Annotated in this window: 16 protein-coding genes; all 16 read left to right on the forward strand. The window is 50.0% G+C overall.

Annotated features, from left to right (window positions below):
* Positions 1-347 precede the first annotated feature (347 nt).
* The 16 genes from BMY11_RS00935 (at position 348) to BMY11_RS01010 (ending at position 23,882) form a co-directional block, all read left to right on the forward strand.
* Positions 348-1,340: a LacI family DNA-binding transcriptional regulator gene (locus BMY11_RS00935; RefSeq protein WP_090572598.1), complete on the forward strand. Its 993-nt coding sequence runs from the start codon at positions 348-350 to the stop codon at positions 1,338-1,340.
* A 76-nt stretch (positions 1,341-1,416) separates the two neighbouring features.
* On the forward strand, positions 1,417-2,376 hold the full coding sequence (locus tag BMY11_RS00940) for an ABC transporter permease (protein ID WP_090572599.1): 960 nt from the start codon (positions 1,417-1,419) through the stop codon (positions 2,374-2,376).
* A gap of 18 nt (positions 2,377-2,394) precedes the next feature.
* Positions 2,395-3,333 carry a carbohydrate ABC transporter permease gene (locus BMY11_RS00945; RefSeq protein ID WP_090572600.1) on the forward strand — a complete coding sequence of 313 codons (939 nt, stop codon included), beginning with the start codon at positions 2,395-2,397 and terminating at the stop codon, positions 3,331-3,333.
* A 53-nt stretch (positions 3,334-3,386) separates the two neighbouring features.
* Positions 3,387-5,312, forward strand: coding sequence for a type 2 periplasmic-binding domain-containing protein (locus tag BMY11_RS00950; RefSeq protein ID WP_090572601.1), 1,926 nt, complete (start codon positions 3,387-3,389; stop codon positions 5,310-5,312).
* Between the two features lie 95 nt (positions 5,313-5,407).
* Positions 5,408-6,475 carry a Gfo/Idh/MocA family protein gene (locus BMY11_RS00955; RefSeq protein WP_090572602.1) on the forward strand — a complete coding sequence of 356 codons (1,068 nt, stop codon included), beginning with the start codon at positions 5,408-5,410 and terminating at the stop codon, positions 6,473-6,475.
* Positions 6,476-6,537: 62 nt separating this feature from the next.
* A complete protein-coding gene (locus BMY11_RS00960; RefSeq protein WP_090572603.1) occupies positions 6,538-7,500 on the forward strand; it encodes a D-2-hydroxyacid dehydrogenase in 963 nt (320 codons plus the stop codon).
* A 1,093-nt stretch (positions 7,501-8,593) separates the two neighbouring features.
* Entirely contained in the window at positions 8,594-9,592 is a 999-nt protein-coding gene (locus BMY11_RS00965) for a LacI family DNA-binding transcriptional regulator (protein ID WP_090572604.1), read from the forward strand.
* 158 nt (positions 9,593-9,750) lie between these two features.
* Positions 9,751-11,199: an extracellular solute-binding protein gene (locus BMY11_RS00970; RefSeq protein WP_177182442.1), complete on the forward strand. Its 1,449-nt coding sequence runs from the start codon at positions 9,751-9,753 to the stop codon at positions 11,197-11,199.
* A 66-nt stretch (positions 11,200-11,265) separates the two neighbouring features.
* Entirely contained in the window at positions 11,266-14,409 is a 3,144-nt protein-coding gene (locus tag BMY11_RS00975) for an extracellular solute-binding protein (RefSeq protein ID WP_143069185.1), read from the forward strand.
* Positions 14,406-15,311 carry a carbohydrate ABC transporter permease gene (locus BMY11_RS00980; RefSeq protein WP_090572607.1) on the forward strand — a complete coding sequence of 302 codons (906 nt, stop codon included), beginning with the start codon at positions 14,406-14,408 and terminating at the stop codon, positions 15,309-15,311. Before BMY11_RS00975 ends, BMY11_RS00980 begins: the two co-directional genes overlap by 4 nt.
* A 45-nt stretch (positions 15,312-15,356) precedes the next feature.
* The gene (locus tag BMY11_RS00985; protein WP_090572608.1) at positions 15,357-16,238 is read left to right on the forward strand and encodes a carbohydrate ABC transporter permease; all 882 of its coding nucleotides are present in this window, start codon (positions 15,357-15,359) and stop codon (positions 16,236-16,238) included.
* 11 nt (positions 16,239-16,249) lie between these two features.
* Positions 16,250-18,310: a YIP1 family protein gene (locus BMY11_RS00990; protein WP_090572609.1), complete on the forward strand. Its 2,061-nt coding sequence runs from the start codon at positions 16,250-16,252 to the stop codon at positions 18,308-18,310.
* Positions 18,300-20,609 carry a DUF5696 domain-containing protein gene (locus BMY11_RS00995; RefSeq protein ID WP_090572610.1) on the forward strand — a complete coding sequence of 770 codons (2,310 nt, stop codon included), beginning with the start codon at positions 18,300-18,302 and terminating at the stop codon, positions 20,607-20,609. The genes BMY11_RS00990 and BMY11_RS00995 overlap by 11 nt, the downstream gene beginning before the upstream one ends.
* 7 nt (positions 20,610-20,616) lie before the next feature.
* On the forward strand, positions 20,617-21,492 hold the full coding sequence (locus BMY11_RS01000) for a carbohydrate ABC transporter permease (protein WP_256217317.1): 876 nt from the start codon (positions 20,617-20,619) through the stop codon (positions 21,490-21,492).
* On the forward strand, positions 21,492-22,487 hold the full coding sequence (locus BMY11_RS01005; protein ID WP_256217254.1) for a carbohydrate ABC transporter permease: 996 nt from the start codon (positions 21,492-21,494) through the stop codon (positions 22,485-22,487). The genes BMY11_RS01000 and BMY11_RS01005 overlap by 1 nt, the downstream gene beginning before the upstream one ends.
* A gap of 165 nt (positions 22,488-22,652) precedes the next feature.
* Positions 22,653-23,882, forward strand: coding sequence for a glucoamylase family protein (locus BMY11_RS01010; RefSeq protein WP_090572612.1), 1,230 nt, complete (start codon positions 22,653-22,655; stop codon positions 23,880-23,882).
* The last annotated feature ends 4 nt before the right edge of the window (positions 23,883-23,886 follow it).

Genomic DNA, 23,886 nt, shown 5'->3' on the forward strand with positions numbered 1-23,886 from the left:
ACAAGTCATTATTCAATCTGAGGAAAGTCTCGTCTATAATGGGACTTTCCTCTTTTTATTTGAACCGTTTCACCAATCTGTGATTTTCATATGGTCATCAAACCAAAATTACATATATTTTCGTCATAATCCGACTTAATTTAACTCTTTTAAAAGCGATTACATTGTGATATTATTGCTGAGGTGAAACGTTTCTACAGAGTTCGACATACGTAGAATGATGAGTAACTGCCATTAATTGCTTACTAAAGTACACTTGACTCGGTTTTGAAAGCGTTTCAGAACCATTTTTTTTGAATCAAGTTGAAACGTTTCAATAACCTGATGAAAGTGAGGGAGCTTAATACATGGTCGCAACGATAAAAGACGTTGCCAGGATAGCTGGAGTCGCCGTTTCGACAGTCTCTTATGCACTCAATAACTCGCCTAAGATCAGTGAAGAAACACGAAAGAAGGTTGTCCGTGCTGCTGAATCGCTCAACTATCGTCCAAGTAATGCAGCGCGAAACTTGAAGAAGCAGAAGAGTGAAACGATCGGGCTATTCTTGTACAGCCTGGGAGGTCCATTTTATAGCCAGTTGATTGAAGGCATTCAAGAGGTCGTCGCCTCCTACAACTACAACTTGATTGTGTGCAGTACATTCGGCGGAGAGAACAGTTCTGCTCACCGATTCTTGAGAGAGAAATTTGTAGATGGCGCAATCATCATGGGCACGCCTATCTCAGATAGCCTGATTCTTCAAGTAGCAGGCAAAGATTTCCCCATCGTCGTGCTTGATCGGGAGCTCAACTCGGACTATGTTCGAAGCGTTCTCATTGACGATGAGCAAGGCGCGTACGATGCGGTTACCCATCTGATCAAGCTTGGCAGACGCAAGATAGAGTTCCTCAGCGGGCCGTTATTCACGATTGATAATATCAATCGTTACGAAGGCTACAAGCGTGCGATGGACGAGCATAACCTTCCGTTCTCGCCTGAGATCCTTATGCAAGGAAACTGCACTGAGACTTCGGGCTATCAAGCCATGAAGCTGATGCTTGCCGGAAGCCAAATGCCGGACGCGGTCTTCGCCGCGAATGACGAGATGGCAATCGGTGCCATAAGAGCTTTGAACGAAGCGAACCTTAGTGTGCCTGAGCAAGTGGCCGTCGTTGGTTTCGATAACATTCATCAAAGTTCTTATGTCAGACCTTCGCTCACAACGGTTGGTCATTCCAGATACGAGCTTGGTGCTATTGCGACACAATGTTTATTTAACTCTTCTCCCAAGGACAATTCCATTGTTCTTCCCACAGAGCTTGTCATCCGGCAATCCTGCGGCGGCATGGGAGTGAGCTAATCCATAATATGGCATGAATTTATGCCAAGAGTAAGATCATGGAGCACGTGCATACTTCAAAGAGGAGGAATCACTAATGGCTACAATCACCGACAAAACTCATGTTGCCGCTAAGAAGAAGAAGCGGAGCATCGAACTGAAAAAAGTATCTGTGCTGTATCTCTTTTTGGCCCCTGCAATCATTCTGACGCTCATCTTCGCATACTTGCCAATGTTCTCGAACTATATCGCATTTCTCGACTATGACTTTAATAAAGGCTGGTTCGGCTTCGGCAGTAAATTCGTCGGCTTCGACAATTTCGCGAAGTTCCTCACCGACCATAAGTTCTACACACTGATCGGCCGTACGCTGCTCTACAGTGTCACGATGATGGTCGCAACGTTCCCGGCACCGCTCATTCTGGCGCTTCTGCTTAACGAGCTGCGCGGCGAGCGGTTCAAGAAGATTGTACAAACGACTTCCTATATTCCTCACTTTGTATCGTGGGTAACTGTTGCCGGTTTGTTCTACATGTTCTTGACGGTTGATGCGACGGGTATTATCAACAACCTTCGCCAATTGATTGACCCTGCTGCTGAGCGTATATCCTACATGCAGGATGCACACAATTTCTTGCCGGTTCTCGTAATTTCTGAAATTTGGAAAGAAACAGGCTGGGGTACGATTCTTTACCTCGCAGCGCTCACGACGATTGATCCGCAGCAATATGAAGCGGCGCAGGTGGATGGCGCAACACGCTGGCAGCGTCTATGGTACATCACATTGCCAGGCCTTGTTCCAACGATGAGTATTCTGCTGATCTTCTCCTTGAGTGGATTGCTTGCGACGAACTTCGACCAAGTATTCAACTTGCAAAATAAGATGATCCGACTGGATACCGACACGATCGGCGTTTACACGTACTACCAAGGTATAGTCAGCGGTCAATATTCGTACTCCGCTGCGGTCGGCCTTTTCCAAGGCATCATATCCTTTATTCTTATCATGCTTACGAATGCCACGACGAAGAAACTTAGCAATGTAGGTATTGTCTAAGGAAAGGAGCGACTTTACGTGTCAAATGCAACTTTGAAAGCAAACCGCATCAAACGATCAACAGGCGAGCGCACCTTTGATACCGTTAACATATTGATTATGCTCGTCTGGGCAGTTACTGCGATCTATCCGTTCTGGTACATCCTTGTCATGTCATTCAATACAGGAGCGGATGCTGCAGCAGGTCCGATCTGGTTCTTCCCGCGTGTGTTCACGCTTGAGAATTATGCGTTCGTGTTCCAGTATGAACGTCTGCAAACGGCGTTTGTCGTCACAGCGCTGCGCTGTGTCATCGGCCCGGTGCTATCCGTTATCGTGACTATGATGGCGGCGTTCGCGCTCTCGAAGCGCTTCCTGCCAGGCCGTAAGACGTTGCTATTCTTCTTCATGATCCCGATGTTTATCGCAGGTACGATTATTTCGAACTATGTTGTTATTTCGAAGCTCCACTTGATTAACAACTTCCTTGTATACGTGCTCCCAGGCGCCTTCGCGTTCTTCAGTATGATCATCATGCGGACGCATATCGAAGAATTGCCTGCTGAGCTGCAAGAGTCTGCAATGATAGATGGCGCTGGCTACGGCCGAATTTTCTTCCAAATTATTTTGCCGCTGTCCATGCCGATTATTGCTGCATTCGCTTTCTTCGCAGTCGTTGGCAACTGGCTCGACTACTACACGAACTTGATTTACGTAACCGACCGCGGACTCAGTACGCTGCAGTACGTGCTCTACGAAATCATCAACCGTGCAGAAGCGAACACGCTGATCGACTTTACGAAGACAAGTGGCGCGCAAGCACGCCGCCTCATGGCGCAGCAGAACAATTCCGTTCCAACGCCTGAGGTTATCAAGATGACAGTCATGGTTGTCGTTACATTCCCGCTGCTGTTCATCTACCCGTTCTTCCAGAAGTACTTCGTCAAAGGGATGTTGACTGGTGCGGTTAAGGCATAACGCCTTGACTCATCTAAAGTTAATAGATATTCATTCAGGGGAGGATTTTATTTATGAAAAAGGTTATGGCACTTATGCTGGCTACCGTTCTTTCCATTACGCTTGTCGGCTGTGGCAGTTCGAATAACTCGCAAGGCAGCAACGGCTCATCCGCTGGTGGAAACACAGCTGCGAACAATGGTGCACCTGTTGATCCAGCAAGCTTCAAAGAAATGCATCTTGAAGTTCTAGGTAATTTGCCCACGAGCCCGCGTAAGCCGGTCGAAGACAAATTGACGCCAATCTGGCGCGACAAGACGAAGGTCATTCCTGACTTCATCGAAATCCCACCGAACACAGACATTAAGAGCTGGCTGCAAATGCAAATCCTTGCGGACACAGTCCCGGCTGTTATTGCAAACCAGAACGGTATTGCTGATGACGCTGCCAACATGGAAATGCTGAAAAAAGCAGGCATGGCTCGTGAGATTACGCTTGATGAAATTAAAAAATATATGCCTTTGACAGCAGCACGTCTTGCTGACCTTGGCGTTACTGTAGATCAGTGGTACCAAGCGAGTGTTGACCCAACAGACGGCAAAATGTGGTCGATCCCGTCCATGCCAAGCCCACTGCTTAAAGAAGAATACCGCAAAACGCCTTACGGCGATGCAAGTCTTGGTAACGGCGGTTATGGCGTGTGGATGCGTGACGACATTCTGAAGAAAGTCTATCCGAATGTCATGAGTGCTGCTGATCTGAAGAAGCTTGCAATCGCAAACAAAGGTCAATTGTCGCTTGAGCAAATCGACGATGTGCCAATCAAGAACCTATCCGACCTGAACGGTTACCTGGAGCAAGTGAAAGCGCTGAACCTGTCGGAGAACGGCCACCCGATTACACCGGCACATTTGCAATTTGAGAACTCACGCGGTGCGCTGTACTGGTCCTTGTTCTCTGCTACAGGTCTTAGCATGAGCAATGCTTATCCGCTTGTCATTAATGAATCGCAAAACCTTTACTCGGATTTCGAGCTTACACCTGAATGGAAAAACTATATTTCCTTCATGAACAAAGGCTTCAAAGATGGCTTGTTCGGTAAAGAATTCTACATTCAGAAGAATGAGCAGCGCGATGCAAAAATCATCAATGGTGAATATGCAGTCGTCAACATGTGGGCGCCAGTTGCTGCTAACCGTGATAAGGTAAAAGGCAAGTATGACTGGAGATTCGTTCCGATCTTCGCAAACGAGCTTAATCCGAACAATCAGGACGCGGCGAACCAATACTTCCCGCTGACAACGAAATGGAACTCCAAAGTGATCAACCCTAAGAAAGTGTCTGACGATCAAATTCCACAAATCCTGAACTGGATCGACTGGAACAACTCGCTTGAGGCTGCTGATCTTCGCGCTTGGGGTACACCTGACATGTACACGGGCGAAGGCATGAATCGCCGCTACAAGCCAGAGTTCAAGAAGGTTGAAGAGTATATGCTGCTCGGCAAAGCAGATGAGTCCGGCGATGGCTGGTACTATGGTATTGTTGGTCAAGACAACCAAATGACGAACCCTGAAGTATATGGTCTTGCACAAGCTGGCGAAATGGGTTATGTATACAAACCGCAAGTTGTATATCCGTTCAGCGAAGCGAACTATGATCAGAATACGCTTGTAAATGCTGCATGGCAGAAGCATAACCTGAAGAGCATGACGCTGTATGCGGAGCTGCCGGTAGACGAAGCAACTCTTAAAGCGAAAGCGGAATGGGAAACGATCAACACGGATTTCAATAATAACCTTGTTGCCCCTCATAACGATGAGTTGGACAACCTCATGGTTAAAGCAATCACAGGTTCTAGCGATAAGTTCGATGAGAACTACAAAGCGTACACAGATATCCTGTCGAGCAGCGACGTTGCTGACGGTTTGACGAAGATGAAGGACGCTTGGCTGAAGTATTACAAGCTGCGTCAAGGATTCTTGAAGAAGCTTAACTAATACGGATCGAAGTTTCGGCAGGATGCAGGCTCTAGCCTTTCGGTTAGAGCCTGTCTGTCAAATGAGCTGGGGATATAATGGGGAGGATGTTTGAGATGACGAAGAAATTGAAGGTTGGCGTAATCGGTGCAGGAGGTATTTTTCAATGGGCGCACTCGGAGCCGCTGAAGAACCATCCTGAGCTGGAAATCGTAGCGATCTGTGATATTGATCTAGAGAAGGCGAAGGCAGCTGCTGAGCAGCACGGCATTCCGCAAGCGTTCAGCGACTACCGCGATGTAATCGCTCTTGCAGATGTTGATATTATTGATATTTGCACACCGAATCTGTTCCACTCCGAAATTGCGGTTGCTGCGCTTGAAGCAGGCAAGCATGTATTCTGTGAGAAGCCGGATGCGGTAAGCGTAGAAGAAGCGCTTCGCATGAAGGATGCTATGGAGAAGAGCGGCAAGAAGCTGATGGTTATGCGTAACAACCGTTTCCGTCCGGCATCCCAATATGTGAAACGTTGGATCGACCAAGGCAACCTGGGCGAAGCTTATGCAGGACGCTGCGGCTGGACTCGTCGCCGCGGTATTCCAGGCAAAGGTGGCTGGTTCACGACGAAGGAATTGTCCGGTGGCGGACCACTTATCGACCTTGGCGTTCACTTCATTGACCTTGCAATGTGGTTCATGGGCAATCCGAAGCCGGTATCGGTTACTGGTGCGACTTACACGAAATTCGCAGATGCTGAGGATATCGCTGGCTCTGAGCATAGCAAATTTGGTTCCAAGTCCGAAGGCGAAGGCACATTCGATGTAGAAGATTTGGCAATTGGCTTCATTCGTTTCGACAACGGCGCTTCGCTGCAAATCGAATTCAGCTGGGCATCGAACATCGAAGAAGAAGAGAACTTCGTTGAGCTTCGCGGTACGAAAGCTGGCATCAAGTTCAGCAACGGCAAGCTTGGCATCTTCGGCGAAGACCAAGGCATTGTAACGGATACATTCCCGCACACAGGTCAAGATTCCGGCGGACATGGCGAGCATCTTGCTCACTTTGTCGATGTTGTACAAGGCCGTGCGAACCCAATCAACACGATTGATCAAGGCGTTGACATGATCAAAATTCTATCTGCAATCTATGAGTCCGCTCGTACAGGTTCCGAAGTTAAACTGTAAGAGATGGGTATGACCTTGAACCGGCCCTGTGGGCCGGTTTTTTATATGAGGGAGGCGGCGAAATGCGCAAGCTGGTATGTGTTTATGATTTGGAGCCGCAGCACCGAGAGCGGATTGCGGAAGCGGCGCCGGGATTTGAGATCGTCTACGCCGATGGTGATCAGGCTGAGAGTGCGCTCGCGAGTCACCTCGCTGAAGCGGAGATTGTGGCAGGTTGGAGCGAGCAGGCAGAGGCTCATGCGCTAAAGGCCGGCGGCGCGCTACGATGGGTGCAGGCGTGGGGCGCTGGCGTCGAGCAAATGCCGTTTGATGCTTTTGCAGCCTGTGAAGTGATGCTGACGAATGCGAGCGGCGTTCATGCGAATGCGATATCGGAGACGGTGCTTGGCATGATGCTTGCTTTTACAAGGAAGCTGCATCTGACGATTCGCAATCAGATGGAGAAGCAGTGGGACTGGATTGGCGGATTAGGCGAAATACATGGCAAAACAATTGGCATCGTTGGTGTAGGCGCGATTGGCGAGGAGCTGGCTAGGCTGGCGCAAGCGTTTCAGATGCGCGTCCTTGGCGTGCGCAACTCTGCCCAGCCATCGCCGTTCGTAGATGCGATGTTCAGCACTGGTGGTCTGGATCGGTTGCTGCAGGAGAGCGATTTCGTCGTTGTGACGCTGCCGATTACGAAGGAGACGCAAGGGCTGTTCAACCGCGCCAAGTTTGCGCAGATGAAGCCAAGTGCTTTCTTCGTGAACATCGGTCGCGGCCAGACGGTCGTCACCGATGATCTTGTTGACGCTCTGGAGCGTGGCGTCATCGCTGGAGCAGGGCTCGATGTCTTCGATCCGGAACCGCTGCCGGAATCGCATCCGCTGTGGACGATGGAGAACGTCATCCTGACGCCGCATAACTCCGGCAATTCCATCTACTACACAGACCGTGCTGTCGATATTCTCGTCGACAACCTGCGGAGCTACATCGAAAGCGGCGAGCCGCATCGCAATAGGGTGAGCTTGAAGAATCGCTATTAGACTCGGCTCAGCTCCGCAAGGGCTTACTTGAAGGACGTTGAACCCGGCTGAGAGCAGCCGGGTTTACTTTGTAGCTCCAGGGTGGTTGGGTCGCGTTCCACGCAATGCGTGCACCGCGTACCGCGTGGATCCAGTGCGCCAAGGCGCGCGTCATGTATTCAAATACTAAACTCCTCTTCGCCGAAACACAGCATTCCACGCACCCGTGCACCTGACACACTCTATGCAGTCTATGTATTCAAACACTCAACACCCAACGCCCCAACACACTCGACGCGCTCATCGCACACCTAACTTCACGTACTCCACGCACTCAATTAACTTCACGTACTCCACGCACACCAAGCACAGCACGCACACCACGCACACAACACATTCACGAACTGTACGCACCCGACTTCCCGCACGCATCCCTTTGACCTGACACACTCCACAAGCTCGTTACATCCCGCTAACGAACCGTACACGCCTAATTGGTCTGGAAATTACCCTCTAGAAATTGTAACAAACCCTACAATCGTTATTGAACTCCTGTGCAGCCGATTGAGCCTGTTTTGTATGAAATAACGTCACTGTAATTCGTTAGAATCTGAAAACGTGTTTTTCCGGGCGAATAGCGACTCTGTGGTTCGTTAGAGCTACCTCTGCGAGAGATGGTGACACCAAATGGCTTTAATTAGCGAGGGTAAACAGTCAGTCAGTAGGAATTCAGTAGGTTAGTGGGATGGCTAGCCAGCAAACAATCCGAAACTACCATTTCCGCTCAACTTTCCTCGTTTTATAAGGCAAATATAGCAAATCTATCGAATCGTTTCGAATTCCTTCTTTTTCACGAAAAATATTTTAAATAATTTTTTACAAAAATGGCCCGTTTCCTTCATTGTAAGCCTTTTCATTTTCCAAATAGTATGCTAGGATGTGTTTGTGAAACGTTTCTACTAACAAGTTGCGACAATGCTAGAATAGCTTATAATTCTGACCGAAATTATCAGAATTGAAGCGTTATACAGTTATGTATGCGCTTTATATGGGGTAATTTTACATCGATTCTACTGAAACGTTTCAATTATCGGATAGGAAGTGATGGTTCTTTATGGCTGCTACGATAAAAGATGTTGCTAAACTCGCCGGTGTTGCCGTATCGACTGTCTCATATGCGATGAATAACTCGCCGAAGATCAGCGAGGAGACGCGGCGCAAAGTGTTTCTGGCAGCGAAGGAATTGAACTTCAGGCCAAGCGGTGCCGCCCGCAATTTGAAGAAAAGGAAGACGCAAACGATCGGATTGTTCCTGTACGATCTCGGCGGACCATTTTATAGTCAAGTAATCGAAGGTGTGCAAGAGGTCGTTGCCTCGCACGGATTCAACCTAGTTGTATGCAGTACATATGGCGGAGAGAGCAGCTCCGCGCACCGATTTATGGTGGAGCAGTTCGTGGATGGAGCAATCATCATGGGCTCATCGATTAGCGACAGCTTAATTCTCCAGGTTGCATCGGAGTCATTCCCGATTGTTGTGTTGGACAGGGAGCTGAAAGGCGAGTATGTACACAACGTACTCATTACGTATGAGCAGGGCGCCTATGACGCTGTCTCCCATCTTATAAAGCTAGGCCGGCGCAATATCGAGTTTCTGAGCGGTCCACTCACTTCTTTCGACAATTCGCTTCGATATAACGGCTATAAGAGAGCGCTTGAAGAGTATGGCTTGCCCGTTCCGAAGAAGATTAGCATGTTCGGTCGATGCCTCGAAGTCGGCGGCTATCAAGCGGCGAAAGTGATGCTTGCTGGCAGTCAACTGCCTGATGCGATTTTCTCGGCGAATGATGAGATGGCGATCGGTTCGATTCGCGCGATGTCCGAGATTGGCGTTCGGGTACCGGATGACATTGCAGTCGTCGGCTTCGACAACATTAACATCGGGCCTTACGTCAACCCGCCTCTCACCACAATTGGACACTCGAAATACGAAGTCGGCGCTATCGCAACGCAATTAATGTTCAGCGCACAGCGCGAAGGAAACTCGATTCTGCTGCCAACGCAGCTTATCGTCCGCGACTCTTGCGGGTATAAAGAAAGCCTTAACGGTTAACGGTTAACGACTAACGAATCACGATTCCTGTACTGTCATATTCCATGAAGGGAGGCGATGCTCGGGAGAAGTAGTGCTTCTGTTGAAATGTACAAGTCGAGCAATAAGGATTCACGTGTGCGAAATATTTTCAGACTATGATCTGGGGGAGAACTGAGATGAAAAAGTCACTTTTAATGGTTTTGGCTTTATCGTTTACACTCGCGGGTTGCGGTGGTGGCAACTCGAATTCAAACACAACAAACTCAAATAATGCAGCAACAAATTCAACAACTAATAATGCAAATGCAAGCACGAACACGAGCACAGATACAACTGCGAACGCAACGAATACAACAGACGATGCTGCGGCGAATGAGCCTGCCGCAACGGATGAAGTGGTGACAATCAAGTACGCGACATGGGGCGATAAAACAGATACCGGGGCTGAGATGAAGCGGATTAAAGCGTTCGAAGCGACTCACCCGAATATTAAAGTTGAAATTGATAAATCGATGGACTGGCCTTGGGATGAGAAGCTGGCGGCTGCGGCGGCTGCGGACAAGCTTCCTGACGTAACCTGGCTGTTCAACGTACCGCTTGCAGTAGGCAGCGGCTGGCTTGAAGATTTGACCCCTTACCTTGCACAAGATCCTGATTTTAGCCCGGATAAGATCTACGGCAGTCTGGCAAAAACAGGCGAATATAACGGCAAACAATTTGCCCTGCCTCACGGTCTCTACTCATGGGCGATCTACATCAACAAAGATTTGCTAGCAAAAGCGAATATCCCAGAGCCACAAGCTAACTGGACATTGTCCGATCTGGAAGACATTTCGAAGAAGCTGACGAATTACAATGAGCACCAATTCGGCATCGACGGCGCTGCGGGCATGGGCGATGTATTGATCCCGAACTACAACTCAGCGCTCGGTGCATCGACATGGGATGGCACACAGTATAACTACACGGACCCGGCTTGGGCGGAAGCGACTAACTGGGCGAACAACTTTGGCTACAAAGACAAATCTTCGCTGCAGAGCTACAAGAAAGAAGAAAGAGACAAGTGGTACGGCAAAGACATCAGCGGCTTTAACATCGGTAAAGTCGGCATGGTGTTCGACGCAACGTGGAGCCTGACTTGGTATAAGCAGAACCTGAAATTCAACTGGGATATCCTTCCTGTACCGGGCGTGAATGGTCAAAAAGCCGGCCTTGTTACGGATTATGCTGGTGTTACGAAGAGCTCGAAGCATAAGAAGGAAGCAGTTGAGTTCCTGAAGTGGATGACTTACTCCAAAGACGGCTGGCTCGCTCGTATCAAAGACGAAACACCGCTTGCGACAATGCCGCTTGTTAACGATCCAGACGTATGGAACGCTTGGCTCAACCAAGATTTCGTAACGCCTGGTATCAAAGAGATCGTAAAGGCAATCCCAACTGGCGTACTTGAAACATTCAAGTATCAACCGGGCTTTGCAGACTTCACATCGAAAGTAAAAGACAAGTACAACGAGAAGTTCCAGAAGGGCGAAGCAAGACCAGAAGACGTTGCTGCCGAGCTCCAAGAGAAATCGATGGAGTACTACAACAACGCAATGAAAAAGATCGATGAGGCTACAAAATAAAGAACGTAATCACAATTTTTCCTCCTCTGTGAAGAGGAGGAAAAATTGTTCTACTGGGGTGAAATCATGAAATTCAAACCATTGTTAGCCATAGTGACGCTTCTCTCTCTGTTGATAGCAGCCGTAACGCCAGTATCACTGGAGGGTCGTTCGGTTACAGCAGCTGCCGAGGGAACAGCGCCTGATAACAAGAAGAACGATAATGACGACGTGCTCGGCAACTTGTTCGGAGATGGCGGTGACAAGAGCGGCAATATATCGTCAGGTGGAGACACAGAGACAGATGCCGCTAATGCTAATGCTGACGACGAGGAAGAAGATACTCCGGTTAAGAAAGTAACGGAAGATTCTTACCGGGATGTCTTGAAAGGTTGGAATGACAAAGGGATCAAGGACGCACAGTCCGGCGATATCGTCATTCACCCGAACCAATTCACCGCAGTAGGCGGCAAAGCGATTCTGGGTTCGGATTCGAAAGGATATGACGAGCCTGTATTTGAATGGAACGATGACGTGCAAGCCATTGAGCTGAACGTCAACGTAGCTCAGGACGCTTTGTATCAAATCAAGTTCGATTATTATTCGACGTCGGATAAGATCATTTCGATCGAGCGCGCAATAGAAGTGAACGGGATTTATCCTTTTTTTGAAGCTAGACGCTTCGTACTCTCAAAACTATGGGCTGACGAGAATGCTCAGTTTGATCAAGATGGGCTAGGCAATGATTTGCCTGCAAGCCAGAAGCAGATCAGACAGTGGCAGACGGCCCCGATTACGGACGCAAGTTATTTTAATGCGGAACCGCTGCGGTTTCATCTAAAGCAAGGAATGAACACAATTAAGTTTAATAATCTGCGGGAAGCTGCCCTTATCGGCCGCATCGTTATCGCAGCGCCTGAAGTATTGCCGAAGTATGAGCAGTACAAGCAGGAGCACAACTTGCCGAAGGTGGGCAAGTCGCTGATTACGGTGGAAGCCGAGCATCCGCAAACGAAGTCTCAGCCATCTATTCGCTCTATTGCTAGCGGCGATGCGACGGTAGTGCCTCATCGGAACGGGAAAGTAACGCTCAATACGCTCGGCGGCGAAACAATTGCAACGAGCGGAAACCCGGATGAGAATGAGCAAGCATGGCAAGTGGGTGGTCAACGCGCGACGTGGAAAGTGAAAGTCGATAAAGCAGGCTCCTACCAATTGGCATTTAAGTATTTGCAAACAGGAAAGACGAGCATGCCTGTTTATCGGTCTTTGATGATAGATGGTCAAGTGCCATTCAAGGAAGTGAATGAATACGCGTTCCCGTACACGGAAGACTGGAGCAACGAGGTGATGTCGGACAAATCCGGCAAGCCGTACCAGTTCGAGCTTACGGAGGGCGAGCATGAAATCTCACTCACAGCCGATGCTGCACCTTATGGACCAGTTGTCGAAGAGATTCGCAAGGTGATGTGGGACATCAATACGCTCGCGCTGGAGATCAAGATGGCGACGGGCAACACGATGGACACGAACCGCGACTGGGATATTACGAAGCAAATGCCAGATCTTGCGACAAATTTGCAAGGCTTCGCGGCTACGCTGCGCAAGCAGTATGACGCGCTCAAGGTGCTAGCTGGCGGGAACCCGGACCAAGCGAGCAATTTGCTCGTTGCAGCGGAGACACTAGATCGGCTCGCAGCTAGTCCGGATAAGATTCCATACCAATTTAACCGGCTATCGGAAGGCTCCGGCTCTGTTCTGCAGACGCTTGGCGTCATTAATACGAAGCTGCCGAATCAGCCGCTTCAGCTGGACCGCTTCTATATTTATGAAGACAGCAAGCTGCCAAATGAGAAAGTCGGCTTCTTCAAATCGCTGTGGAACAGCATCGCCGCTTTCTTCAAATCGTTCACAACCGATTATTCGCAAGTGTCGGCTGATGACAAAGGCTCTTTGCAAATTTGGGTAAACCGTTCGCGGCAAAATGTAATGCAGATGCAGCAGCTTGTCAACCAGGAATTTACGAAGAAGACGGGCATCAAAGTAACGCTGTCCATTATGCCGGATGAAGGCAAGCTTGTTCTGGCAAGCGCTGCGGGCAATGCGCCTGATGCTGCGCTTGGCGTCAGCAACTATATCCCGTTCCGTCTAGCGGCACGCGGAGCGCTGGCGGATATGAACCAATTCCAAGGCTTCGACGAAGTGAAGAAGCGGTTCTCGCAGGGCGCACTCGTGCCAGTGACATTCAACAACAAGCTGTATGCTTTGCCGGAAACACAGAGCTTCTGGGTGCTGTTCTACCGCAAAGATATTCTCGATGCGCTGAACATTCCTGTACCCGATACGATGGAAGAGGTCAAGCAGATATTGCCGGAGCTGCAGCGCTTCGGGATGAACTTCTATCTCCCTCTCTCGCAAACCGGCGGCTTCAAGCCATATAACAACACCGTTCCGTTCATCTATCAGACGGGCGGCAAGCTCTACACGGACGATGGCATGCATACGGCAATCGACCAAGACGCAGCGCTTGAGGGCCTGAAGGAAATGACCGACATGTTTACGGTCTACAGCGTTCCGCTGCAGGTGCCGAGCTTCTATAACCAATTCCGCGACGGCAGCTTGCCTATCGGTATTGCGGATGCAACGACTTATATCCAATTGACCGCCGCTGCGCCGGAAATTGCAGGCTGGTGGAAGATAGCGCCATATCCGGGCGTAAAGGGTAAGGATGGCGTCGTGAACCGGACAGCACCGGGAACAGGCGCAACCGCAATTATGTTCAACAGCAGCAAGAAGAAGGATAAGACTTGGCAGTTCCTGCAATGGTGGACATCGCAAGAGACGCAGGTGCGCTTCGGCAACGATCTTGAAGCCATCTACGGTCCGACTTACAAGTGGAATTCCGCCAATGTCGAGGCGTTCAGCCAACTGTCCTGGCCGAAGGAAGATATTGAAGTCATTCAAGAGCAATGGAAGTGGCTATATGATATTCCGCGTTACTTCGGCGACTACATGGTCGAGCGGGAGATCAGCGACGCTTGGAACAAAGTCGTCTTCAACGGCTTCAATGCAAGGCGGGCCATGGAAGACGCCGTCATTAACGGCAATCGCGAAATTAAGAAGCAGCTGACCGACTTCGGATATTTGAAGAACGGGAAGTTTGTGAAGCCGCTGCAGGTTCCGATTATGCCGAACATGGAAGAAATGGCCAAAGAAGGTGAGCACAAATGAAACCGGCAACGGTAAAAGCGATCAAAAATGAGCTAAGCGCCTATGCGTTTATCAGCCCTTTCCTTATTATCTTTACACTGCTTGTCGTCGTGCCGGTCGTATCGGCAATTTACTTGTCCTTTACCGATTTCAACTCGATTCAGACGCCGAAGTTTATTGGGCTAACCAACTTCGTCAACCTCATCACGCAGGATAACGCGTTTATGATGTACGTGCTCCCGAATACGCTGAAGTTCGCGCTGCTCGTCGGCCCAGGAGGATACTTGCTATCCTTCTGGCTCGCGTGGCTGCTGGCGCAAATTCCGCGCAAGTCGCGTACTGTAATCGCGCTGGCGATCTACTCGCCGTCGCTTACGGCGGCAATAGCAATGGCGGTCGTCTGGCTCGTTATTTTCAGCGGTAACGCATCGGGATATTTGAATCATTTTCTCATGAGCCTTGCAATCATTAATGAGCCGATTCAATGGACGCAATCACCGCATTATCTCATGCCGATCATGGTCATCGTATCGCTCTGGAACAGTATGGGCGTTGGTTTCCTCGCCATGCTCGCCGGCATTCTGAATATCAACGGCGAGATGTATGAAGCGGGCTACATCGATGGTATTCGCACACGTCTGCAAGAGGTGTGGTATATCACCATTCCGAGCATGAAGCCGCAGATGCTATTCGGCGCTGTTATGGCCGTTGTCGGCACGTTCCAAGCTGGTGCGATTGGCGTGCAGCTGTCAGGGGCGAACCCGACACCGCAAAATGCCGGTCAGCTGATGATCAATCACATCGAGGATTACGGCTTCCTGCGTTACGATATGGGATACGCTTCGGCGGTTTCCGTCGTTCTGCTCATTATTGTTTACGGGTTTTCCAAGCTGTGCTGGCGATTGTTCGGCGAGTCCGACTAAGGCCGGCAGGAGAAACGATGAATTGGGAGAAGGTGACCTGCACGAATGGCTTCATTTCATGGCAATAAAATCAATCCGGAGCGGTTCAGCTTCGGTCAGTGGAAGTTTTTCGCATTCTTAATCTCACTCTCGGTATTTATGATTTTGCCGATTATATTTATTTTCTCACAGGCGCTCAAGCCGGTGGACGAGCTGTTCTTGTATCCGCCGAAGCTGTTTGTTCATCACCCGACATGGGGGAACTTTGCTCAGCTGTTCAGCGTCAGCAACGTGGCGGCTGTGCCGAAGACCAAATATCTGTTCAATAGTATTCTAGTGACGGCTGCGGTTGTTTTCTTGTCGATTATGCTCTGTTCCATGACGGGCTTTGCACTTTCGAAAAAAGAGTTCAAGCTCAAAAAAGTCGTGTTCGAAGTGAACATTATTGCGCTCATGTTCGTTCCGGCGGCGGTTACAATTCCGAGGTACTTAATTATTGAAAAGCTCGGGCTGACCGACAACTTTTTCGGGCATATTCTGCCGATGCTATCGCTGCCGGTAGGTGTATTCTTGGTCAAGCAGTTCGTCGATCAGATTCCGAATGCGCTTATTGAGGCGGCAAAGCTTGACGGTGCCAACGATTACTACGTATTCCGCAAGCTTGTCATTCCGATGATTATGCCGGCGCTCGCGACGGTATCTATTCTGGCTTTCCAGCTCGCGTGGAACAACGCGGAAACGTCGACCTTGTTCATGAGCAAGGAGACGCTGAAGACGTTCGCGTTCTACATGAGTACGTTAACGACGACGACAGCGATGGAGAATAACATCGCCGGTCAAGGGATGGCTGCGGCTGCGGCACTCCTGATGTTTATACCGAACTTGCTCATCTTCATCTTCATGCAAAGCAAAGTGATGGATACGATGGCGCATTCCGGATTGAAGTGAGGGGGAGAACGATGTTTAGGTTCAAGCGAATCATCATACTTCTCGCCGCGATTGCGCTGCTCCTTAGCTGTTCCACTGCTTATGCGGACGTTCCGTACAACACGTTCACAATTGATGGCGGCAAAGGCATCATGATGCAGAACGCCTACACGCCTGTAGGCGCAATCGATGGGTACAGCATCTTTGGCGAGAATGAAGCGGCAAGTAAAGGGAAGGTCGAGCTTAGAGATCCACAAGATATTTTTGTGGATAACGAAGACAACGTCTATATCGCGGATACGGGTAATGGACGTATTGTGGAGCTGGATTCCTGGGGGAATTTCATCCGCATCATCGGCGACGGTCAGTTGAAGCAGCCGAGGGGCGTATTCGTCACCGAAACGCATGACATCTACGTTGCAGACTACGGCAAGCAAAGCGTTGTTGTCTTCGGTCAAGACGGCAAATTGAAGTCGACGATCGGCAAGCCGAAATCGAAGCTGTACGGCAAGGATACGCCGTTCAAGCCGCAGAAGGTCATTGTCGATAAACGCGGCAGCATCTACATTATCGGCGAAGGTCTTATTCAAGGTCTTGTCCGGCTCAGTCCGGAAGGCAAGTTTCTTGGCTACTTCGGCGGTAACCGCGCAGGCTTTAACCTGCTCAAGACACTGCAGCGTATTTTCTATACAAAGCAGCAATTGAGCAAGATGACACGGGAAATGCCAATCTCGCCGACGAACATTTCGGTCGACGAAGAAGGACTTATCTATACAAGTACGAGCGGTATTAACGGCGGTGCGATCAAGAAGCTGAACGTAGCCGGTAAAGACTTGCTTGGCGGAACATGGTCGCTCAAACAGGTATCGGATGTAACTGTCGACCGTATGGGCAATATTTTCGCGGTGGATTCCATGGAAGGCCTCATTCTCGAGTACAATCGGGACGGCAATCTGATGTTCATCTTCAGCGGCAGCGATACAGGTGAACAGCGGCTTGGTCTGCTGCGTGCGCCGACAGGCATCGCGGTCACATCCGATGGAAGGCTGCTTGTACTGAGCGGTGAACGTGGCAACGTGCAAGTGTTTAAACAGACGGCATTCACGGCGCTCGTGCATGAAGCACTCGGATTGTACCTGGACGGTAAATACGTTCAGAGCCGCGAGCCATGGAATGAAGTGCTGCGGCAGAACAGCTTGTTCTCGCTCGCGCATACCGGTATTGGCCTCGCTTATTTCAAGGAAGGCAATTACAAGGATGCGTTCGCTGAATTCCAGTTCTCCAAGAACAAAGCGGAATATTCCAATGCGTATTGGGAGCTTCGTCGCATCTGGATTATGGATCATGCGGTCGATGTCGCGTTAGCCTTTGCGGGCGCTATCGTGCTGTACGCAGCAGTGAGGTTCTCGTATCGCCGATTCAGCTTCGGAGCACCGGTTGTTAAAGGCTGGACAGCGGTGAAGGAGCAGGGCTTTGTCGCTCAGTTGCTTCATCCGTTCCGTATGCTGCGGCATCCGATTGATGGTTATTACGAGCTGGAGCATAACGGCAAAGCTTCGATCGCATCTGCTACCGTATTGCTGGTCCTCATGTTCGTCGTGAGAATGATCGGGCTATACACGACAAATTTCCTGTTCGCAACGATGGAACCGCTGCAGATCAATTTCGTCACAGAACTGCTGAAGCTGACGCTTCCACTGTTCGCATGGGTCATCTCCAACTACCTCGTCAGCGTCATCAATGACGGCGAAGGTAGCTTTAAGAACATTTATAAAGGCACGGTTTACGCTCTGTCCCCTTATATCATCTTTGCCATTCCGCTGGCGATTCTGTCTCGTGGGCTTACGTTAATGGAAGGCGTTATTTATAACTACTCGTATGATTTCGTCATTGTGTGGAGCGCGCTGCTCATCTTCATTATGGTGAAAGAGATTCACGGCTACGAAATTAAAGAAACAGTCCGGAACATCGTTCTCACACTGATCGGAATGCTCATTATGGCGTTCGTTGCGTTCATTCTGTTCGGCTTGTCGAACCAGGTATGGGAATTTGTTTACTCGTTATTCCAAGAGGTGAATTTGCGTGTCCACTAACAAGAAACGTATTGTATGGGTCGCAGCTAGTGCAATGGCGGCGTTCGGGTTATATCAATTCGCGTACGGAGCGACAGTTGAGCCGCAGGCCACTCTTGGTCAGAGCAAAATCGTTCTCAATAAGAAGGAAGGCGCATTCCCGTATCGTTCCAACAATTATACGATGCCGGAGCTGGCGGCAGGCGCGATTGCGAGCCGCACGATCCCGGCGGAATATAAGAAGATTGGCGAGTCGAATGGGCTGGAGCTCTACATGGCTAGCAAGTCGCTTGCGATTATGGTGAAGAACAAAGCAACCGGTTATGTCTGGTCATCTATGCCAGGTGATGCTGATTTGGCGAATGCGGATCTGAATGACGAGTGGCAAACGGCGATTAAGTCGCCGCTGCTTCTCGAGTATTATACGGCGGATGAAATGCTGAGCAACGGCAGCTACCTGTCGCTTGGCGGCAAAGTAGACAAAGTCGAGCCGATCGAGCAAGGGATGCGCGTCAACATTACACTCGCAGCCATTAAAGCGGGCTTGTCGCTTGAGGTGAAACTTGACGGCGACTCGCTCACCATCAAGATTCCGCAGAGTTCGATGTGGGAGAAAGGTGCGGAGAAGCTGGCTTCCATCCAGCCGTATCCGTTCATCGGCGCTGTGCACAAAGCGGACATCCCAGGCTACATCTTCATTCCGGACCGGAGCGGAGCGCTTATCCGCTTCTCCAAAGCGCATATCCAGTTTGACGATCCTTATGTAGGGAAGATTTATGGCACGGACTATTCCTCCGATAGCATGGATTCGGCAACTGGTCGATCATCGGTTCCCGTGTTTGGCGTCGTGCATGGCACGAAGCAGAACGGCGTGCTCGGTATCGTGGAGGACGGCCGATATAATGCGAAGATCGTCGCTTACCCAAGCGGTTTAAGCACGGATTTCTATTGGGTGTCGCCGAAATTCGAGATTCGCTACGGCTATTTCCAGCCGACGAGCAAATCCATGGGCGGCTACAACACCTTCCAGAAGGATCCGCTTAAGACAGACCGTCAAGTTCGCTACGAGTTCCTCGGCGGCGAAGATGCGGATTATATCGGAATGGCGAAGACCTATCGCAGCTATCTGCAGAACAAAGGCGAGCTGACGAAGGAGAAGAAAGAGAAGAGCAACGCGGACATTCCTCTGCAGCTCCGTCTGCTCGGTGGGGAGACGGAAGCGAGTACGTTCGGCGCACAAGTTGTTCCGATGACGACGTTCGCGCAGTCGAAAACAATTGTCGATCGGCTGGTGAAGGACGGTATCACGAACATGAAGACCGTTCTGGACGGCTGGAATAAAGGCGGCTGGAATGGCAAGCGGCCGGCAGAATTCCCGGTAGAGTCGAAGCTTGGCGGCGCTTCGGGACTGAAAGAGTTCCAGAAGTATTTGGCTAGCAAAAACATTCCACTCTATCTGACTAACAATTACTCCATTGCGTTCGAGAATTCGGACCTGCTTAATTTGCGCTCCGATGCGGTGCGTGCGCTAAACAACGAAATTAACGAGTTTCCATACTTCGGCTGGGGCTCGGACAGCTTCTTCGATGACATCATGGCGAGGAACATTAGCCCTGGCAAAGCGCTGAAGCTGGCAAAGGACGATACGGAGTCGATGAGGAAACTCGGTGTAGATGGGTTGGCACTTGACTGGACGGGTACCGTGCTTAACTCGGATTACAACAAGAAACATCCTTTTACTCGTGAACAGTCGGCGAATACTTATCGGGAGCTTGCGGGGAACTTCAAGAAAAGCGTGAAAGAACTAGCCATGTATCAAGCGAACGATTACATGTGGAAGTATGCGGACACCATGTTCGGTGTAGATAACGGTTCTTCGCAGTTCATGTATGAGACCGATACGGTTCCTTTCATACAGACTGTAATGCACGGGTATATCGATTATTTCGCTAACCCATCCAACTCATCTTCCAGCCCGCGCGAGGATACGCTGCGCATGATCGACTACGGGCAATATCCGTCGTATCTGCTCACGTACGAGCCGTATTGGAAGCTAAGAGATACACCTTCCATAGACTTGCTCACGACGCAATATACGGATCTTGAACAGCCGCTGACTGAAATGTACAAAGCGATGAACCAAGCGCTGCGGCAAGTACAGGATGCGACGATTGAAGCGCGCGAAGTTCCGGATTACGGTATCTCGGCGGTTAAATATTCGAACGGCGTGAAGATCGTTGTGAACTACACATCAAATGATTACAGCTTGGGCGGAGTCAACGTCAAGGCGAAGAGCTTCGTCATCATCGGAGGTGAGTAAGTTGAAAATGACCAAAAAGATGAGGGAAGCGCTCACTGGTTACGCGCTGGTGTCGCCTTGGATAATCGGCTTCATCTTATTCATGGCTTATCCGATTTACTACTCGACCTATCTCAGCTTCCATAAGGTTACGATTAGTGCGGATGGCATAGTGACGGAGTACATCAAGGGTGACAACTACAAATACGCCTTCTTGTCTGACCCGGAATTTGTCGAGAAGCTGCTGCTCTTCATTAAGACGGCGGTAGGCATGATTCCGATCATCATCGTCTTCTCGATGCTTGTCGCACTGCTCATTAATCAGCCGATCCGGATGAAGGGCTTGTTCCGCTCCATCTTCTTCCTTCCGGTCGTCATTACGAGCGGCGAGGTTATTAACGAACTGTTCAGCCAAGGCGCAACTGCGATTCCGCTCGTCGAGAAGTACGGCATCATTGAGATTATTAAAGACAATTTGAGCCCGGCGTGGTCGTCACCGATTATTAGCCTGATTCAGCAGCTCATTCTTATTCTGTGGTTCTCCGGGGTGCAAATTCTGATTTTCCTCGCGGGTCTGCAGAAGGTAAACAAGCAAGTGTACGAGGCGGCATCCATAGACGGTGCTTCGCCGTGGGTCAGCTTCTGGAAAGTGACGCTGCCGGCGATCAAGCCGTTCATCGCGGTCAACATGATTTATACGACGGTGGATCTGTTCACGAACTCGTTCAGCGATGTCATTACGATGATTAAGGACAACATGTTCAATCTGACAACAGGCTTCGGTTATGCAACAGCGCTCGCTTGGATTTACTTCGGCGTCATCTTCGTTTTCCTGCTGCTTATCTTGCTGTTGTTCCGTAACAACGACGACGTCAATGTGAGACCGAGAAGGAGGAGGGCGTAATGGAACCTACCGCTAAACTGAGCAAGGTGAAGTTTCAGCAGGCAAAGCTGCAGAAGGCGATGCTGTTTGCCATCTATAATCGCATCAAGCGGATTGCCTTCGGCAGACAGGGAAATGACGGACTCGTATTCAAGCTTTTCGTATACGCGCTGCTCATCAGTGTCGGATTCGTCTACTTGTATCCGATTCTCTATCTCGTATCCCAGAGCTTCAAGAGCTTGAATGATTTGCTCGACCCGACAGTACTCTGGATACCGCAGAAGCTGTACTTCGAGAACTTCGTCCAAGCATGGCATGTATTGAACTATATGGATACGTTCTGGAATTCAGTGTTGAACTCCGTCGTGCCGGCAATCGGACAGACAGTTTCTTGTGCGGTTGTCGGGTATGGACTGGCGAAGTTCCGCTTCCCGGGCAAGTCGATCATATTCGGACTGATGATGATTTCGTTCATCGTGCCGTCGCAAGTTGTTATGATCCCGCTCTATCTGATGTTCAACGATTACCATATGCTCGGCTCGCCGCTGCCTTTTATCATTCCGACGATCTTCGGCCAGGGCATCAAAGGAGTACTGTTCATCCTCATCTACATGCAGTTCTTCCGGACGATTCCGACATCGCTGGAGGAAGCGGCGCAGATGGATGGCGCGGGCTTTATCCGTACCTTCTTCACAGTCATTCTGCCGATCTCGACGCCGGCGATCGTCGTCGTTATGCTCTTCTCGACAGTATGGCACTGGAATGAGACGTACTTGACTTCCCTGTACTTGGGAGACAGCATGACGACTCTTCCGCTGATGCTCAAAACATTCAACGATTCGTTCTCGAAGCTGTATGGCGGAGGAGCGGCGGTTGGCGGCAAGCATCAGAACATTAACGAGTCGATACGCATGGCAGGTACTCTCCTTATCGTGCTGCCGTTATTAGTCCTCTACCTATTCGCTCAGAAGCGATTCGTTGAGGTCGTGGACAAGACCGGAATTACTGGGGAGTAAGGCAGTCTGATTGAAAAATAAAGCGTGGATATGACCCACATCGTAAAGCTATCTAAGAATCCATGCAGCTACGCTGGTGTTTCGGAGATGTCCTCTCTTGGGGGCAATTCCGACTCTGGCATTATGCTTCATGGGTTCTTTTTTATTTGAAGGAGGCATACAAGTATGACGTTAACGGATGAACAGCTGCTCGAATTAGAGAGTAAGCGAAGCTTCTATTTCTTCTGGGAAGAGGCCAACACGGATAAGGAAAGTCCCGGCTATGGACTTATTGTGGACAGAGCTCCGGGCGATTCTGAAATGTGCAGCGTCGCATCTGTCGGCTTCGGCTTGACGGCGATTATGATTGGCGTAGAGAGAGGCTGGATATCGCGCGCAGAAGGCTACGAACGGGCGCTGGGCACGCTGAACACGCTGCTTGAGCATGCAGATCAGGTGAACGGGTTCTTCTATCATTTTCTGAACATGAAGACAGCGCGACGCCATGATAACTGTGAAGTCTCTGTCATCGACACCGCAATCGCGGTAAGCGGCGCGATCACGGCAGGCGAGTATTTCGGCTGCGATGTCCGCGAATATGCGCAGCGGCTCTATGAACGCGTTGACTGGAATTGGTACCGCAATCCGGAGTACAACCAGTTCTACATGGGATATGCACCAGAGCGTGGTTTCTTCGCACGTTGGGATCTGTACGCTGAACAGTTCATGATGTACTTCCTTGCAGCTGCTTCGCCGACGCATCCGGTTGATCCGAGCATGTTCTATGATTTCGGACGCCAGTATGGCACATTTGGGGACAACCCTCCGTTCATCTACACTTGGCTCGGCTCGCTATTCACGTTCCAATTCTCCCATGCCTGGTTCGATCTGCGAGGGAAAGTGGACCGTGACAACGTGGACTGGTGGCATAATTCAGTCATTGCGACGAAAGCGAACCGCGACTATTGCATCGCACACGCTTCGGAGTTTCGTACGTTCGGTCCGGATGCGTGGGGATTGACGGCATGCGATGGTCCGAACGGCTACAGTGGCAGATACGGCACAGCGCCATCGGGGCTGAATAGCAGTAATGACATGCATTTACCAGATGGCACGGTTCCGCCGGCAGGCGCGGCAGGCTCAATTGTGTTTATGCCAGAGGAAGTAATTAGCGCTCTGCGTAATTACTATGAGAACTATCCGCAAATGTGGGGGCGTTACGGCTTCAAGGACAGCTACAATCTCGATGTGACGCCACCGTACTTTGCCGAGGATGTCATTGGGATCGATAAGGGCATTACGCTGCTCATGATCGAGAATTATCGAAGCGGGCTCGTTTGGAATTATTTTATGAGAAATCCATATGTCCAGCGCGGCATGGTGTTATGCGAAATTAAGGACAAGCAGCAATCATAAAACG

The sequence above is a fragment of the Paenibacillus sp. OV219 genome, from assembly GCF_900110075.1.
Lineage (GTDB): Bacteria > Bacillota > Bacilli > Paenibacillales > Paenibacillaceae > Paenibacillus_Z.

Bases quoted from the DNA above. Each gene is read 5' to 3' on its own strand.
- BMY11_RS00935 (WP_090572598.1), top strand. From the start codon at position 348: ATGGTCGCAACGATAAAAGACGTTGCCAGGATAGCTGGAGTCGCCGTT.
- BMY11_RS00940 (WP_090572599.1), top strand. From the start codon at position 1,417: ATGGCTACAATCACCGACAAAACTCATGTTGCCGCTAAGAAGAAGAAG.
- BMY11_RS00950 (WP_090572601.1), top strand. From the start codon at position 3,387: ATGAAAAAGGTTATGGCACTTATGCTGGCTACCGTTCTTTCCATTACG.
- BMY11_RS00955 (WP_090572602.1), top strand. From the start codon at position 5,408: ATGACGAAGAAATTGAAGGTTGGCGTAATCGGTGCAGGAGGTATTTTT.
- BMY11_RS00960 (WP_090572603.1), top strand. From the start codon at position 6,538: ATGCGCAAGCTGGTATGTGTTTATGATTTGGAGCCGCAGCACCGAGAG.
- BMY11_RS00965 (WP_090572604.1), top strand. From the start codon at position 8,594: ATGGCTGCTACGATAAAAGATGTTGCTAAACTCGCCGGTGTTGCCGTA.
- BMY11_RS00970 (WP_177182442.1), top strand. From the start codon at position 9,751: ATGAAAAAGTCACTTTTAATGGTTTTGGCTTTATCGTTTACACTCGCG.
- BMY11_RS00975 (WP_143069185.1), top strand. From the start codon at position 11,266: ATGAAATTCAAACCATTGTTAGCCATAGTGACGCTTCTCTCTCTGTTG.
- BMY11_RS00980 (WP_090572607.1), top strand. From the start codon at position 14,406: ATGAAACCGGCAACGGTAAAAGCGATCAAAAATGAGCTAAGCGCCTAT.
- BMY11_RS00985 (WP_090572608.1), top strand. From the start codon at position 15,357: ATGGCTTCATTTCATGGCAATAAAATCAATCCGGAGCGGTTCAGCTTC.
- BMY11_RS00990 (WP_090572609.1), top strand. From the start codon at position 16,250: ATGTTTAGGTTCAAGCGAATCATCATACTTCTCGCCGCGATTGCGCTG.
- BMY11_RS01000 (WP_256217317.1), top strand. From the start codon at position 20,617: ATGACCAAAAAGATGAGGGAAGCGCTCACTGGTTACGCGCTGGTGTCG.
- BMY11_RS01005 (WP_256217254.1), top strand. From the start codon at position 21,492: ATGGAACCTACCGCTAAACTGAGCAAGGTGAAGTTTCAGCAGGCAAAG.
- BMY11_RS01010 (WP_090572612.1), top strand. From the start codon at position 22,653: ATGACGTTAACGGATGAACAGCTGCTCGAATTAGAGAGTAAGCGAAGC.